Origin of the sequence: Micromonospora sp. WMMA1996 (assembly GCF_002573675.1) — a bacterium.
Taxonomy (GTDB): Bacteria; Actinomycetota; Actinomycetes; order Mycobacteriales; family Micromonosporaceae; genus Micromonospora; species Micromonospora sediminicola.
In genome coordinates, this window is record NZ_PDHU01000003.1 from 540,636 (window position 1) to 554,503 (window position 13,868).

Genomic DNA, 13,868 nt, shown 5'->3' on the forward strand with positions numbered 1-13,868 from the left:
GCTAGCGGCCCGACCTGCTAGCGCTAGCACCCCCGCTAGCACCTCGCACGAATCATGAGCTGCCGCCTAGCAGATAGCAGCTCACGGCCCCGCGCACCCAAAAACCGGCCCGGGAGGCACTTGTGGACCCCCTGCTCACCCTCGCTAGCATCCTCGCCGCTTCCACCCTGCTGGTCACGCTCGGTTACGCCCTGCTGTGCTGGGTCAGCCCGTTCAAGCGCTGCCAGCTGTGCGCCGGTACCGGCCACACCACCACCCGCGTCCTGCGCCGGCCGCGTGCCTGCCGCCGCTGCGACCGGGGACTGCGGCTGCGCACCGGGCGCCGCGTGTTCAACGTCTTCCGCCGGCTGCGCGCCGAGGCGCACCGATGAGCCGCCCCGCCGGTCACACCGACTGGTGTGGACGAAACCACCGCTGCGGCCTCGGCGAGCACCGCTCACCCGAAATCGTCGTCGACATCCCCGGCCACGCCCGCGCCGTCCTCATCCGCGTGCGGACCACCGCCGGACGCGAACACGCCGAGGTGCGCCTCCGCGTGGCCCTCGCCCCGGGCGAGGTGGCCGCCCGCCGTCAGTTGGTGGGTCTGCTCGGCGACCTGCGCCAGGCCGTCACCCGCGCCGCCATCGCTGCCCGGCCGCGACCGGGGCGGGCCGCGTGACGCCCCGGCCCCGCCGCGACGGCGCATCTCCCCGCGACCCGCACCTGACCGGCGGCCTCGAAGTCTGGTTGACCGGCACGCCGGCCGAGCTGGACGCCGCCACCGCCGCCCTGACCGCCGCCGGACACCTCGCCCAGCGCGGCGCCCGGTGGCCGCTGACCGGTGCCGACGCCGGCCGCCACCGGCTCTACCTGCGCCTGAGCATCGCCGCCGCCCTACGCCGGCCCACCCGCACCCCGGACAGCGCGACGGGCGCGCTGATCGACCTCGACGCCGCCCGCGCCCACCGCCGACCCGCCTAGGAGATCCCCATGCCTGACCTGCTCGCCGCCGCGCTCGCCCACGCGGCACGCGGCTGGCACGTCTTCCCGCTACGCCCCGACGACAAGCGACCCGCGTTCCCCGACCACACCGCCAACGACTGCACCGGCCGCGACCCGCGCTGCCGTGCCGGGCACACCGGGTGGGAGCAGCGCGCCACCTGCGACCCGGACCGCATACACCGCGCGTGGTCGACCCGCCCCTACGGCATCGGCATCGCGTGCGGGCCGTCCGGCCTGGTCGTGGTCGATCTCGACGTGCCCAAGCACCCCGACGACACCCCACCGCCCGACTGGGCGGGAGCGTGCGACGGGTGGGCGGTGTTCGCCACCCTCGCCGACCGGCACGGCACCCCGATCGACCCGTTCGACGGCTTCGGCCCGGACGCCGGACCCCGCACCGGTATCGACGCCACCTACACCGTGAGCACCGGCAGCGGCGGCACCCACCTCTACTACCGTCACCCGGCCACCGGCCCGGCGCTGCGCAACACCACCGGCGACCGGGGCGGCCTCGGCTGGAAGGTCGACACCCGCGCCCACGGCGGCTACGTCGTCGCCGCCGGCTGCACCGTCGCCGGCCGCCCCTATACCGTCGCCCTCGACGTCGACCCCGCGCCGCTACCGACGTGGCTGGCCGGGCTGCTCACCCCCGCACCGCGACCGGCACGGCAGGCAGCCGCGGTGAGCCTGCCGGCCGACCGGCACAGCCGTTACCTGGCCGCCGCGATCCGCCGCCAGGTCGCCCACCTGGCCGCCGCCCCGGACGGCCAACGCAACCACGCCCTGTTCACCTCAGCCGTCGCGCTCGGGCAGCTCGCCGCCGGGGGCGCGCTCACCGACGACGACGTGACCGCCGTCCTGGAACCGGTCGCCCTGTCCATCGGCCTGCGGCACGCCGAGATCGCCCGCACGATCGCGTCCGGGCTGCGCGTCGGCGCCCGCCAGCCCCGCCGGCTCAACGACATCAGGGAGGCGGCATGAACGGCAGCCGCTTGAACGTGTTGGAGCTGTTCGCCGGTATCGGTGGGATGTCGCTGGGGTTGCAGCGGGCGGGGATGCGGATCGTCGGGCACGTCGAGATCAACCCGTTCTGCCGAGCCGTCCTACGCAAGCACTGGCCGGAGGTGCCCTCACATGACGACGTACGCACTGCCGCCGCCTGGTGGCGCTCCCGGCCCCGTCCCCGCGTCGATGTCGTCGCCGGCGGCTACCCATGCCAGGGCGAGTCGACCGCCGGGAAACGGCTCGGGGATGCCGACCCCCGTTGGCTGTGGCCCGCGATGGCCGACGTCGTTTATGCCCTGCGACCCCGCTACGTCATCGGGGAGAACGTCCTGGGCCACCGCACCCGAGGACTCTCGCGAGTCCTGGCCGACCTGGCTGACCTCGGCTACACCGCCCGCGCCGGCGTTGTCAGAGCTTGCGAGATGGGCGCCCCACACCCACGCGCCCGCCTGTTCGTCCTGGCCCACGCCCAAAGCAGCCGACGCACGCCGAGGTGGGCTCAGCCCGGCTGGACTGGCCCGACGCCGCGAACGGACCAAGAGCGGTGTGAACCTTCCCGATCTGGTCGGTGGGCGGCCGAACCCGGAGTGGATCGAGTGGCTTATGGGCTTCCCGACCGGGTGGACCGCCTTACCGCCCTCGGCAACGCCGTCGTCCCCGCCGTCGCCGAACACATCGGCCGCATCGTCCTCGACCACCACGAAGGCAGGTGACCCGATGACTACCGAAGCCACCCGGTTGAAGGTCGGCACCGGCCCGGAGAGCATCCGCGCGCTCAAGGCCGCGCTGGTCGACGGGCTGCTTCCGGACACGTACGTGTCCGCCGGTCGGTTGGTGCACATGGAAGCCGTGTCCGGGGATCTCGCCCCGGCCGCTGATGAGGATTCGCCGCTGCCGGTGTCGGCCAGCGTCATCAACCCCGCCGGCCTGGCCGGGCTGCTCGCCGAACACGCCTACGTCTACCGGATGCGCACCCGCAAAGGCGACGGCGGCGACCCGGAACCCTACGAAGAAGAGACCACCCCGTCTCGGGAAGTCCTGTCCTCCGTGCTGGCCGGGAAGACGTGGCCGGGTGTGGCACCGCTGCGCGGGATCATCGGCGCTCCCGTGCTGCGCCGCGACGGCACCCTGTTGCAGACTCCCGGCTACGACCGCACCACCGGCCTCTACCTCGCCTCAAAGGTCGCCCTACCCACCGTGCCCGACGCACCCACCCCGGAGCAGGTGGCCGAGGCGCGGACGTTCCTGCTCGGCCGGTTCCTGCGCGATTTCCCGTGGGCCAGCGCGGCGGACCGGGCCAACTACGTGGCGCTGTTGGCCACGCCGATCCTGCGGCACTTCACCCGCAGCTTGACCCCGTTCGCGCTGATCGACGCGACCATGCCGTCATCCGGCAAGACGATCCTCACCGCCGGGCCGGGGATGCTCTACGGGCAGCGGGTCATGAACTGGGCCTACGCCGATGAGGAACTGCGCAAGTCCATCACGGCGGTGTTCGCCGAGCAGGTCGGCGTGGTCATCTGGGACAACCTCGCCGAGGGCACCGTCATCGACTCCGCCGTGCTCGCCCAACTCGTCACCAACGGCGTGTGGTCCGACCGGCAGCTCGGCGCCTCGCGGAACATCGCCACCGTCAACGACCGACTGTGGATGGCCACCGGCAACAACCTGCAAGTCGGCGGCGACATGGCCTCCCGCACCGTCCGCGTCCACCTCGACCCGGACATGCCCCGCCCCGAACTGCGCGACCAAACCGGATTCGGCATCCCCCACCTCGACCAGTGGATCACCGTCCCGGCCAATCAGCTCACCGTGCTGTGGCACCTGCTGGTGCTGGTGCTCGACTGGACGCGGCAGGGAGCGCCGAAGGTCACCGGGCTGTCGATGCGGCAGTTCACCCCGTGGGCGCAAGCCCTCGGGGGATTCCTGGCCCACCACGGGATCGACGGGTTCCTCACCAACGCCGCCGAGGTACGGGAGATCGATGAAGACGAAACGCGCTGGCGCGCGTTCCTCACCACCTGGCACGAGCGCCACGCCGGTCAGCCCGTGACCGCCGCCGACCTCCGCCGCGACGCCGAACCCCTACACCTCGGCAGCGACGCCCACGACCCGTGGGACGGCCAGTTCATCACCACCGCCGCCGGACGACTGCCCAACCCGCTGCAACTCGGCCGGCTGCTCACCGGACAGGCCGGACGCTGGCGCGGCGATCACGTCATCCGAGCAGGCCGCAACGAACGCGGCGACCGGGCCGTGTTCTGGGTCGAACGCCACCAGGGCTAAAAACCCGCTGAACCATCTCCGCATCTCCGCAACGCCGCACCACCCCCCACCACCAGGGAAACACCCTGCGGAGATCAGACCCTCAAGGACCATCGATCTCCGCATCTCCGCAACCTTGGTGCGGAGATGAACCCCGACTGCGGAGATGACCGGTCAACGGCACTCCGCATCTCCGCAAGCATTCGCCCAGCTCACAGCCATGTTTGCGGAGATGCGGAGATGCGGAGATGGTTCAGCCCCTCCCACAACGACCGACGACCACCGCCACCGACCCGCGTAGACCAAGCCAGCTAAGAGCCCAAGCCACTACCGACACGCCAGGCTCTGAAGGATGTCGCTCCACCCCCGCACATGGTTGATCGCCTCCGGGCAACAGGGGCACCCGCCGGTTGACCGACTCGCCGGAAAATGCACAACCTAGAGACGGAGTATTTCCGGGGGTCGGTGTAACCTCGTCGATGAAAAACTGGATGAGGTCGACGAGACCTGATCCGAATACACGACTGCCCCCGTCCGAGTGAGGACCCGGGACCGGGGGCAGCGTGTGGCAGGGCTTGATCCGTCAGGTGGGCTTGCTGAAGATGTCGATCGCGGACTTCGCGATCGTCGCCGCCAGAGCTAACCCTCGAAGGATCGAGAAGGCTACCCGAAACGCCCGTCGCCGGTGGCAGCCGGTGGCGGGCCGGGTGGCGGCCGAGCAAGTGCGCTCGACTGACTTCTCATCCTGCATGTCACATCACCTCCCCTCATTCGATAGGCGATGGCCTGTCGCCAGGTTGGCGAAAGACCATCGACGCATCGACCGAGAGCGGTGCGGACACCGCCGACCAGAGTAGACGGTGGCTTTAGTACATCCGCACCGCCACTCCGGTTGAGCATCAGCGAGTCGTGTCGGGGTCACATCTAGATGGCTGATCGGGTAGACACATCATGTGGGGATCAATGAGTGGTGGCGTGAAGATCCCGCCGAGTGCTTCTGGATGGAAATCACTGACCGCAGGGACCTGGGCGCCGACCTTCATGCCCCGCAGGTTGACGACGCCGGACGCGAGTACTGGTCCTACGCTCTGGTCACCGCTGTCCAACCGGGAGACCTGATCCTTCACTGGCACAAGTCGCTCCTCGGGGCCCCCGGCATCGTCGGGTACTCGACGGCAGCCGAAGGGCCGGAGGAAGACGAGATCGTCTGGGCATCTCAAGGCAGCTACGGCAGAGGCCGCCCACTTGCAGGCCCCGAGCCCTCGTGGCGGTACGCCCTGACCGGCTACACCACGCTGGCGCGCCCGGTCACTCAAGATGCCTTCCGAAGCGTGGAGGGCAAGCTCCGAAGGATCAAGGAGAAGCTAGAGGCACACCACCGGGGAAGCCTCTACTTCCCTTTCGCCTTCTCCGACAAGCGTCCGGTGCGAGCAGCACAGGGCTACTTGGTGAAGCTGCCGGCCGCCGTGGTTGCGGCGGTCCCGGACCTTAGGCAGATACCTCGGGCAGAGCGCCGTCAAGTTCCGAGGCAGCGGCCGGCGCCATCCGAGCTCGCCGTCGCAGCCCGGGAGCGACGGGGTGCCGGGTACCTGCGTGACGAGGTGGTTCGTTTGGCCATCGAGCGCCACGCCGTCGACTGGGTGCTGAGGCACTACATCACCCAGGGCTACGACGTGAAGGACGTTGGTGGCACCAAGTCCTACGACGTGCACGCCACTGCTGGGCAGCGCGAGCTTCACGTCGAGGTCAAGGGATCGTCCGGCGATGCTGACGCCGTAGAGCTCACATTCAACGAAGTTGAGCATGCCGCAGCGGCCGATACCCATCTCGTCGTCGTAGACCTCATCGACTGGCGACGGTTGCCGGACGGCACTGTCGAGACATCCGGTGGCCGCGTGCGGGTGTGGGAGTCGTGGACGCCCGCCGAGGCCTCCTTGAAGCCAACGCGCTACCGGTACCAGCTCCCGAGGTCGGGCGCTCGACGCTACAGCGGGTAGCCCTCTGGAGGTCGCCTGACGCAACTTAGTGGCGCTGAGCGTGGGGCTGCGCGTGGTGCGAAATGCAGGCAACCAGAGTTGATTCAGTCGACCAAAGCCGCATCAGATGCAGCTAAAGCGCTCTGTAGATACCTCAGTCGCACCCATAGAGGCCACTTCTAATCCCAAGGCCGCAGGTTCGAATCCTGCCGGGCGCACCCTCCCCACCACAGGTCAGCGGCTTCCCGATCCGGGTCGGGAAGATCTCCACGGCCTCCGTACCGCCATTCGTGCGGCCGAGTCAGCCGAAGGCGTGCTTCGCGGCTTCGTAGCCGAATTCCAGGCGACAGCGCCGGTCCTGTCCGCCACCCTGGCGACCATGAGAGCGGACGAAGCAGGGCTTCCTGAACAACCTGAGGTGGTCCTGATGTGCGGGGTGGCTGGCGCGGGAAAGACGACATTCGCCAACGGCCTCGAGGCCATGGGTTACGTCCGCCTGTCCGTCGATGAGGAGATCTGGCGTCGCTTCGGTCGCTACGGCATCGACTACGAGCCCGACCAGTACGAGATGCACACCGAAGTCGCGAGGCAGGCTGTGCGGGAGCGGTTGCTCTCACTCATCGCACAGCGCCGCAACGTCGTCATCGACTCCAGCTTCTGGCAACGGTCACGTCGGCAGGCATACAAGGAGCTGGTCGAGCAGGCCGGGGCCCGTTGGCGCCTCGTCTACCTGAAGACCGACCCGGCGCTGCTGCGACAGCGTCTCCACGCGCGAGCTGAGCGCTTCGACGCCAACGCCGCTTTTCCGATCACCGACGACCTGCTGGACCGCTACCTCCAGAGCTTCGAGCCGCCGTTCGGCGAGGGGGAGGAAGTTGTGGAGGTGGCCGCCGACTGACGAGCTGAAGGCCGTGTACGGCACACGCGGCCGCGAGCAGGTGGGCTCCACCTTGCCACCGTTCGGGACAGGCTGGACGGGCCGACGAGGAGATCCGCCTCAACCGCTCGGTACGGTTGTTGACCATGCAGCGGTTGGCGCTCTTCGATCTCGACAACACGCTCGTGGACCGTTCGGAGGCATTCCGGCGCTGGGCGGTCGCGATCGTGACCAACGGTCAGGCCGACAATCAGCTGGGGAAGATCAGGCGTACCGGGCTGGACCGATGCGTCGATGCCTGGGCAGTTTCCGGAGAGTTGGGCATCCGGAAGCCAGCACGCGAGATCTTCGAGGCGGCGGCCCGTGGGTGCGGCCTCGATCTGCGGGGCGGGGGCTGGGCGATCGGTGACAGCCCTGTACTTGATGTCGAGGGTGGCCGCGCGGCAGGGCTTGCCACCATCTGGGTCAGCCGAGGCAAGGACTGGCCGGCGGAACTCGCTCCGCCCGACCGCACCGTCACGGACGTGGTGGCCGCTGTCGAGGTACTGCGAGGCGTTGGCGTGCCCGACACGGCGGCCGACCAGGCGTGCGAGCGACGGCGGTGAGACATGGGCAAGAAGAACCGATACCCGGGGCCCCGCGTGAACAGGCCCTACCGGACAGGGCCCGAGCAGGCGGACCGCTTGACGCTGCTCACCGAGTGGCGCAACTTCGTGCCCGAGCGCCCGGTCGTGGTCCAGGCCGGAGAGACGATCTGGGTCGAGGACTTCGGACCACCTGAGCACCGCACGCCGCAGTATCACCTCGTGGTGAGGCGGAAGACCGGCCAGCTGGACGCCTACCCCGGCGATCTGTGCCGCTGAGGCGCGGCGACGGACGCCGGGGCGTACCGCGCGAAAGCCGACGGCGCTGGGGCCGAGACTCCCGGGCACCGGCAGACACCCTGCGCGGGCGACGGCCCCCGTACAGCCGTTCGGATATGTTCTCCCGGTCGCCCGCCGGCGGCGGCACGACGTCCGACCGGAGGCTCCTGTGGGTGTTCTGTACGACTACTTCCGCGCTCCCGACGACGAGGCCGTCGCGAAGCTGATGGCCGCCATCGACGGCGGACCCGTGGTGCGGGCGGGAGACTCCCCCGTCGCGGATGCCGTGGACGGCGCGGCGATCGATCCAGCCGTCGTCCTCGGCAAGGTCGTCGCGTTCGCCCTCGACGTGCCGTGGTCCACCGACCTGGTCGGGGATCGACTCGTCTGGCCGGACGGCGTCGCGCAGGACCGCGAGTACGAGGGACCCTGGGTCGTCGTGCTGGGCGAACGCGCCCGGGACGCTCTCGCCGGGATCCCCGACGACCGCTTGCCGGACCTGGCCGAGCGATGGTCGCAGATCGAGGAGCTGTCGTACTACAGCGACACGCAGCCGGAGGTCATGCTGTCGCGTCTGCGGGAGTTCGTCGGGCTGGCCCGGCGAGCGCGCGCGAGCGGGGACAGCATCTACTGCTGGATCTGCCTCTGAGCCACGCCCGACGGCCCCGGTCACGCCCAGGCGGTCGGCGCGGCGCGGAGGTCCTGCTCGACCCGCGCGCGCACCGACTCCGGGTCGACGCCGAGTTCGCGCAGGATCGCGGCGGCCTCGCCGGCGTCGTCCTCGACCAACGCCAGCAGAAGATGACTGGTGCCGGTGTCGGGGTGGCGGCGGGCGAGCGACATCTCCATCGCCCGTGCCATCGCGGCCGTGACGTCCGTGCCCGTGAACGGGTCGCCCGGGCGCAGGCTGCCCAGTTGCCCGGTGAGCGCCTCGGCGGGCGGCTCCTCGGGAGCGCCACGTCGCGAGGCCAGGTCGCGCACACGGTCGGCGTCGACGCCGTGGGCACGGAGGACGGCCGCGCCCCGGTTACGGCTGGCGTGTTCGGCGGTCAGCGGGATCCGGGCCGCGGCGAGCGTGTCGTCGTGGGTGAGAAGGGCGAGCAGCATGTGCGGCGGCCCGATCACGCCGTGGCCCAGCCGGACCGCCTGTCGCCTCGCCTCGACCTCGACTCCGGCCAGGACGGGTCCGACGCGGCTCAGTCGGGACATGCGGGCGAACAACCTTCCCGCGAGTCGGGCGCCCAGCGACCCGGCACCCGGCGACACCGCGAGCCTCTCCACGTCGAGGTCCGGATGGGGGTCGTCGGCCCGGCGCATGGCCGGGTCGGTACGCAACCGGTCGACGGCCTCGGTGCGGGCGTGTTCGTACGGGAAGACGTAGCGGGTTCCGTCGCAGGTGGGCAGTTCCAGGATGCCGAGCACGAGGTGGGACAGGTTGGCGAACGGTGTCCGGCCGTCGCGCGCCGCCCGCAGGGCGCCGGTCAACGCGACCCGGGCGCCGTTCGTCCATGTCGGAAGGTCCTGCGGAGCCGGCGGGTCGGCCCTGCCGCGCCTGTCCGGCCGGCGGTGGACGCTCCACTCGACCTCACGCAGCGCGGCCCGGACCTCGGCGTCGAACTCGCCGACGGGCTGCGTCACCAGCTCGCCGACGGACCGCCCGGCCGGAAGGCGGCGCGGGTCGGCGACGATCCGCATGAGGTTCGCGCCGTTGGCGCCCGCGAACAGCCACGGCGGGACCGACCTCTGGTACGGGGCCACGCGGCACAGCAGGTCGAGGGTGCCGACGCTGCTCGAACCGTTGCGCACCGCCACCGCGTAGGCCTGCCGCATGACCGTCATGGGCCGGTCGCCGAACGCGACGAACGGTCGCTGTCCCTCGTACGGCGGCATCGGTCCTCCCCGTCCGGACGAAGTCGCGCCTCGTCAACGGTAGGCGGCTCGTGTCGACGACGCCACCGCCGTTCGTCCGATCAGGATCGGGCGTCGTGGGCCTAGCCTCTGCGGTATGCGGAAGCGCCTACGGATCGCGCTCGGTGTCGCGCTGGCCGGCGCGCTGGTGGCGCCGGCCACCGTCCTCGGCGTCCACCTCGCCCACCCCAGGGACGAGGACGGTTACCTCGCCTACCTCAAGCGGTACGGCGATCCGGGGAGCGACGACCCCGTACCGGTGCTGCCGCCCGCCGCCGATCTGGTCGCCGAGGGCGAGGCGGCGTGCGACTGGATGCGCGACCAGCCGTACGCCCTGTGGGCGGACGGATGCGCGGTACCACTTCCACGCGGTCTACCAGCGCTACGAGCAGCACCTCGCGGGTCGCTCGCCACGGTGGGGCTCCGCGCTGCCCGAGATGGGATCGGTGACGTCGGGGGCCTGGGCCCACCTGTGCCCGGCCGAGTGGGAGCTGCGGCAGCCTCGGCGCCGTCCCTTCGCCCCACCGCCGGACTGACCCGAGCAACCAGGGGTGCAACCCGCGGACCGGCGGTCGGCTCAGTCGTCACCGGACCGGCCCCACAGCCGGGCCTCGGTCAGCAGCCGCAGGAATTCCTCTTCCTTCGCGAGGGCGTACCGGGCCCGGCTGTCGGGGTGCCGCTCGGCCGCGCGCAGCTTGGCGGCCTCGTAGCGTCGGGCCGCGCCCGGGTGGGTCGTCAGGTAGGCGCGGAAGAGCCGGTTCTCCTCCGGCGCCCCGGACGTCACGCGGAAGACGTGCAGGTGCTGGCTCCGCCGACCGGCCGTGTCCTTCACGAGGAAGAGGTGGTCACCGTCCGCCGGGAAGGCCAGCGGTCGATGGACGTAGCCGAGACGTCGAAGCGGTGCGAGGTCGGCGAGCACGTCGTCGACCTCGGGCACCACCGCCTGGATGTCGATGATCGGCTTCGCCATCAGCCCCGGGACGCTGGTGGACCCGATGTGCTCGATCCCGAGCGTGGTGGGCAGCGCGTCCGACAGCAGCAGTCGCTCGGCCTCGAAGCGCGCCGGCCAGCTCGGGTCGTAGCGCACCACCTCGACCGGCCGCGCGTCGTCCCCCATGCCGGTCACGGTAGCGGCTCCCACGGCACAACCACCGGGGGCGGCAAACGTCAGGATGGGGGTGGGTCGGTGCGGAGTCGGCTGTAGAGCAGGCCGTCGCACCAGCGGCCGTCCCGGAACTCGCACGCCCGCACCACGCCCTCCAACCGGAAGCCGGCCCGCACCAGCGCCCGCTGCTCGGCCGTGTTCTCCGGGTGGGTGCCGGCCTGGATCCGCTGCACCGGCGTGTGCGTGAACAGGTAGTCGCAGAGCATCGCCTGCGCCCGCGCGCCGATCCCCCGGCCCCGCCACTCGGGCAGCAACGCGATGCCGACCTCCCAGCACCAGCTGGGGCCGCCGAAGTCGCGCCGGCCCCAGCCGACGAAGCCGGCCGCCGTCCGCTCGTCGGTCACCTCGACCATCAGCCGGCTGTTCTCCGGGCCCAGCCAGCCGTCGAGGGCGAAGCGCCGGGCCGGGGCCTGCGGGTCGGTGAAGCCGGTCCAGTCCAGGCCGATCAGGCCGGGTTCGGTGGCGAACCGGCGGAACATCGCCAGATCCTCCCCGGCGACCGGCCGCAGCCGCACCGCCGGTACGCCGTCGGCCCTGCCCGCCCCGGTCACGCGCCGACCATAGCGGCCGGAAGTGTCGCCCGCCGCCCGTAGGCTCCCCGCATGGTGACCGAGACCGATCTCCGCCTGCCCGACGGCCGCACCCTGCACGTCTACGACACGGGTGGGGCGGACCGGCTGCCGGTGTTCTGGCACCACGGCACGCCGAACGTCGGCGCCCCGCCCGCGCCGCTGTTCGCCGCCGCCGACCGGCTCGGCCTGCGCTGGGTGTCGCACGACCGCCCGGGCTACGGCGGGTCGACCCCGCTGCCCGACCGCGACGTCGCCTCGGTGGCGGGCGACGTGGCCGCGGTGGCCGACGCGCTGGGTCTCGACCGGTTCGCGACGATGGGCCACTCCGGCGGTGGCCCGCACGCCCTGGCCTGCGGCGCGTTGCTGGCCGACCGGGTGGTCGCGGTGGTGGTCGGCGCCGGGCTCGCGCCCTACGGCGCGGCCGGGCTGGACTGGTTCGCCGGCATGGTGCCGTCCGGGGTGGCGGCACTGCGCGCCGCCGCTGCCGGGCGGGCGGCCAAGGAGGCGCACGAGGCGTCCGACGTCGAGTACGACCCGGAGTTCACCGAGGCCGACCTGGCCGCGCTGCACGCCGAGTGGTCCTGGTTCGACAGTGTGGTCGGCCCGGCGGTGGCGGCCGGCCCCGACGGGTCGATCGCCGACGACCTGGCATATGTGCGGCCGTGGGGCTTCGACCCGGCCGCCGTCACCGCGCCGGTGCTGCTGGTGCACGGCGAGCGCGACGGCATCGCGCCGGTGGCGCACGCGCGGTGGCTGGCCGACCGCTGCCCCGCCGCCGAGCTGCGCACCTTCCCCGAGGACGGGCACGTCTCCGTGCTGCGGCACGCCGAGCCGGCGCTGGCGTGGCTCAGTCGCAGATCCGCCAGTCCCCGTCTTCCTTGACCAGCGGGAGGACCTGGTTGACGGCGACGCCGTCGCGCGGGGTGAAGCGGACGTTCGCCGAGCCGCGTACCCGGCCGTTGTTGTTCGTGACGTTCAACCCGACGATCTCGTAGCCGGTCAGCTCCGGCTGGGCGGACTGCTGCCGGGCGAAGTCCGCCTCGCCGAGCCGGTCGCGCACGTCGGCGCAGAACAGCCGGTAGGCGGCCGGATAGTCGCGGGCGACGATCGCGCCGGCGAAGGTGTCCACGGTGGCGCGGGCCGGACCGGTGGCGTCCTGCGCCACCCGGTAGAGGACGAAGCCACCCACGACGCCGCCCGAGCAGCAGAGGGCGAGCACCACACCCAGCACGATGAACAGCGTCCGCCTGGACTTCTTCGGTGGCACCATGGCCGGCTCGTACGCCATGCCGGCAGGGTAGGGAGCCCGGTCAACCCGTAAACCGGATGCCGGTCGTCCGCTTCTCGGCGACCATCGACGGATGCCCGCACACCGTCCACCCGAGCCGGACATCCGCACCTACTACACCGACGTCTTCGTCGAGGCGGACCGGCTCGACCGGTCGCCGCAGGGGCGGCTGGAGGGCCGGCGCACCCGTGACCTGCTGGCCCGGCTGCTGCCCGCCCCGCCCGCCGACGTGCTGGACATCGGCGGCGGGCCGGGAGCCTACGCGGGCCCGCTCGCCGCCGCCGGTCACCGGGTGCACCTGGTCGACCTGGTGCCCGCGCACGTGGCCGCCGTGCGGGCCGCGTTTCCGCTGGTCATGGCCACGGTCGGGGACGCCCGGGCGGTGCCGCTGCCGGACGCGGTGGCCGACGCGACGCTGCTGCTGGGCCCGCTCTACCACCTGCCCGACCGGGCGGACCGGGTGGCGGCGCTGCGGGAGGCGGCCCGGCTGACCCGGCCGGGTGGGCCGGTGGTGGCGGCCGTGATCAGCCGCAACGCGGCCCTGATCGACCTGACCGCGCGGGGCCTGGTGGACGAGGAGACCCGCTCGCTGCTGCGGGAGGAGTACGCGACCGGGGTGAACGACCCGCGCACGGGCTTCACCACCGCGTACTTCCATCGGCCGGACGAACTGGTCGGCGAGTTCACCGCGGCCGGGTTGCCCGACCCGACCGTGTACGGGGTGGAGGGTCCGCTCTGGCCGCTGCTGAACGCGCTCGACACCGCCCCGTCCGAGCGGTTGTTCGAGGACGCGGTGGCCTGCGCCGAGACGTTCGAACGGGACTGGTCGGTGCTCGGGGCCAGCGCGCACCTGCTCGCGGTCGCACGCGCCTGACCCCGGGGGGACGGCAGCGACGCGCCGCGTACCGAGGGTGACCAATTCCGAAAAGGTATGTTATTCTCCGGCGTCAATCTATGCCGTGCGGACC

Annotated in this window: 18 protein-coding genes; 13 read left to right on the top strand and 5 right to left on the bottom strand. The window is 71.7% G+C overall.

Going from position 1 to position 13,868, the window contains the following annotated elements; all coding sequences use genetic code 11:
• The first annotated feature begins 122 nt into the window (after positions 1-122).
• From COO58_RS22180 to COO58_RS22205, 6 genes are read left to right on the top strand one after another with little or no spacing between them, the layout of a single operon-like run.
• Complete coding sequence (locus COO58_RS22180) at positions 123-371, top strand: hypothetical protein (RefSeq protein ID WP_098747046.1); 249 nt, start codon at positions 123-125, stop codon at positions 369-371.
• A complete protein-coding gene (locus COO58_RS22185) occupies positions 368-658 on the top strand; it encodes a hypothetical protein (RefSeq protein ID WP_098747048.1) in 291 nt (96 codons plus the stop codon). Before COO58_RS22180 ends, COO58_RS22185 begins: the two co-directional genes overlap by 4 nt.
• Entirely contained in the window at positions 655-960 is a 306-nt protein-coding gene (locus COO58_RS22190) for a hypothetical protein (RefSeq protein WP_255292748.1), read from the top strand. Before COO58_RS22185 ends, COO58_RS22190 begins: the two co-directional genes overlap by 4 nt.
• 9 nt (positions 961-969) lie before the next feature.
• The gene (locus COO58_RS22195; protein ID WP_098747050.1) at positions 970-1,962 is read left to right on the top strand and encodes a bifunctional DNA primase/polymerase; all 993 of its coding nucleotides are present in this window, start codon (positions 970-972) and stop codon (positions 1,960-1,962) included.
• Complete coding sequence (locus COO58_RS22200; protein ID WP_098747052.1) at positions 1,959-2,699, top strand: DNA cytosine methyltransferase; 741 nt, start codon at positions 1,959-1,961, stop codon at positions 2,697-2,699. Before COO58_RS22195 ends, COO58_RS22200 begins: the two co-directional genes overlap by 4 nt.
• Positions 2,700-2,703: 4 nt before the next feature.
• Complete coding sequence (locus COO58_RS22205; protein ID WP_098747054.1) at positions 2,704-4,272, top strand: hypothetical protein; 1,569 nt, start codon at positions 2,704-2,706, stop codon at positions 4,270-4,272.
• 562 nt (positions 4,273-4,834) lie between these two features.
• On the opposite strand, the gene COO58_RS30345 is transcribed toward COO58_RS22205, so the two are convergent.
• Positions 4,835-5,002, bottom strand: a complete 168-nt coding sequence (locus COO58_RS30345) for a hypothetical protein (RefSeq protein WP_176558936.1) — start codon at positions 5,000-5,002, stop codon at positions 4,835-4,837.
• Positions 5,003-5,204: 202 nt separating this feature from the next.
• On the opposite strand from COO58_RS30345, the gene COO58_RS22210 reads away from it, so the two are divergent.
• From COO58_RS22210 to COO58_RS22230, 5 genes are all read left to right on the top strand, one after another.
• Complete coding sequence (locus COO58_RS22210; RefSeq protein ID WP_098747056.1) at positions 5,205-6,248, top strand: protein NO VEIN domain-containing protein; 1,044 nt, start codon at positions 5,205-5,207, stop codon at positions 6,246-6,248.
• Positions 6,249-6,606: 358 nt separating this feature from the next.
• On the top strand, positions 6,607-7,125 hold the full coding sequence (locus COO58_RS22215) for an ATP-binding protein (protein WP_098747376.1): 519 nt from the start codon (positions 6,607-6,609) through the stop codon (positions 7,123-7,125).
• Between the two features lie 125 nt (positions 7,126-7,250).
• On the top strand, positions 7,251-7,709 hold the full coding sequence (locus COO58_RS22220; RefSeq protein WP_091571622.1) for an HAD family hydrolase: 459 nt from the start codon (positions 7,251-7,253) through the stop codon (positions 7,707-7,709).
• A 3-nt stretch (positions 7,710-7,712) separates the two neighbouring features.
• A complete protein-coding gene (locus COO58_RS22225) occupies positions 7,713-7,967 on the top strand; it encodes a hypothetical protein (protein ID WP_176558937.1) in 255 nt (84 codons plus the stop codon).
• 169 nt (positions 7,968-8,136) lie between these two features.
• Complete coding sequence (locus COO58_RS22230; protein WP_091571614.1) at positions 8,137-8,616, top strand: hypothetical protein; 480 nt, start codon at positions 8,137-8,139, stop codon at positions 8,614-8,616.
• A 20-nt stretch (positions 8,617-8,636) separates the two neighbouring features.
• Here the strand turns inward: COO58_RS22230 and COO58_RS22235 are convergent, their stop codons facing one another.
• From COO58_RS22235 to COO58_RS22245, 3 genes are all read right to left on the bottom strand, one after another.
• Positions 8,637-9,857: a Clp protease N-terminal domain-containing protein gene (locus COO58_RS22235; RefSeq protein WP_091571610.1), complete on the bottom strand. Its 1,221-nt coding sequence runs from the start codon at positions 9,855-9,857 to the stop codon at positions 8,637-8,639.
• A 595-nt stretch (positions 9,858-10,452) separates the two neighbouring features.
• Positions 10,453-10,992, bottom strand: a complete 540-nt coding sequence (locus tag COO58_RS22240) for a GrpB family protein (protein WP_091571602.1) — start codon at positions 10,990-10,992, stop codon at positions 10,453-10,455.
• 50 nt (positions 10,993-11,042) lie between these two features.
• Positions 11,043-11,591 carry a GNAT family N-acetyltransferase gene (locus COO58_RS22245; protein ID WP_245666151.1) on the bottom strand — a complete coding sequence of 183 codons (549 nt, stop codon included), beginning with the start codon at positions 11,589-11,591 and terminating at the stop codon, positions 11,043-11,045.
• 51 nt (positions 11,592-11,642) lie between these two features.
• Here COO58_RS22245 and COO58_RS22250 point away from each other — a divergent pair, with 51 nt between their 5' ends.
• On the top strand, positions 11,643-12,494 hold the full coding sequence (locus COO58_RS22250) for an alpha/beta fold hydrolase (protein WP_091571599.1): 852 nt from the start codon (positions 11,643-11,645) through the stop codon (positions 12,492-12,494).
• Here COO58_RS22250 and COO58_RS22255 read toward each other — a convergent pair.
• Positions 12,460-12,900, bottom strand: coding sequence for a hypothetical protein (locus COO58_RS22255; RefSeq protein ID WP_091571595.1), 441 nt, complete (start codon positions 12,898-12,900; stop codon positions 12,460-12,462). The genes COO58_RS22250 and COO58_RS22255 overlap by 35 nt on opposite strands.
• A 73-nt stretch (positions 12,901-12,973) precedes the next feature.
• Here COO58_RS22255 and COO58_RS22260 point away from each other — a divergent pair, with 73 nt between their 5' ends.
• Positions 12,974-13,774, top strand: coding sequence for a class I SAM-dependent methyltransferase (locus COO58_RS22260; protein WP_098747059.1), 801 nt, complete (start codon positions 12,974-12,976; stop codon positions 13,772-13,774).
• The last annotated feature ends 94 nt before the right edge of the window (positions 13,775-13,868 follow it).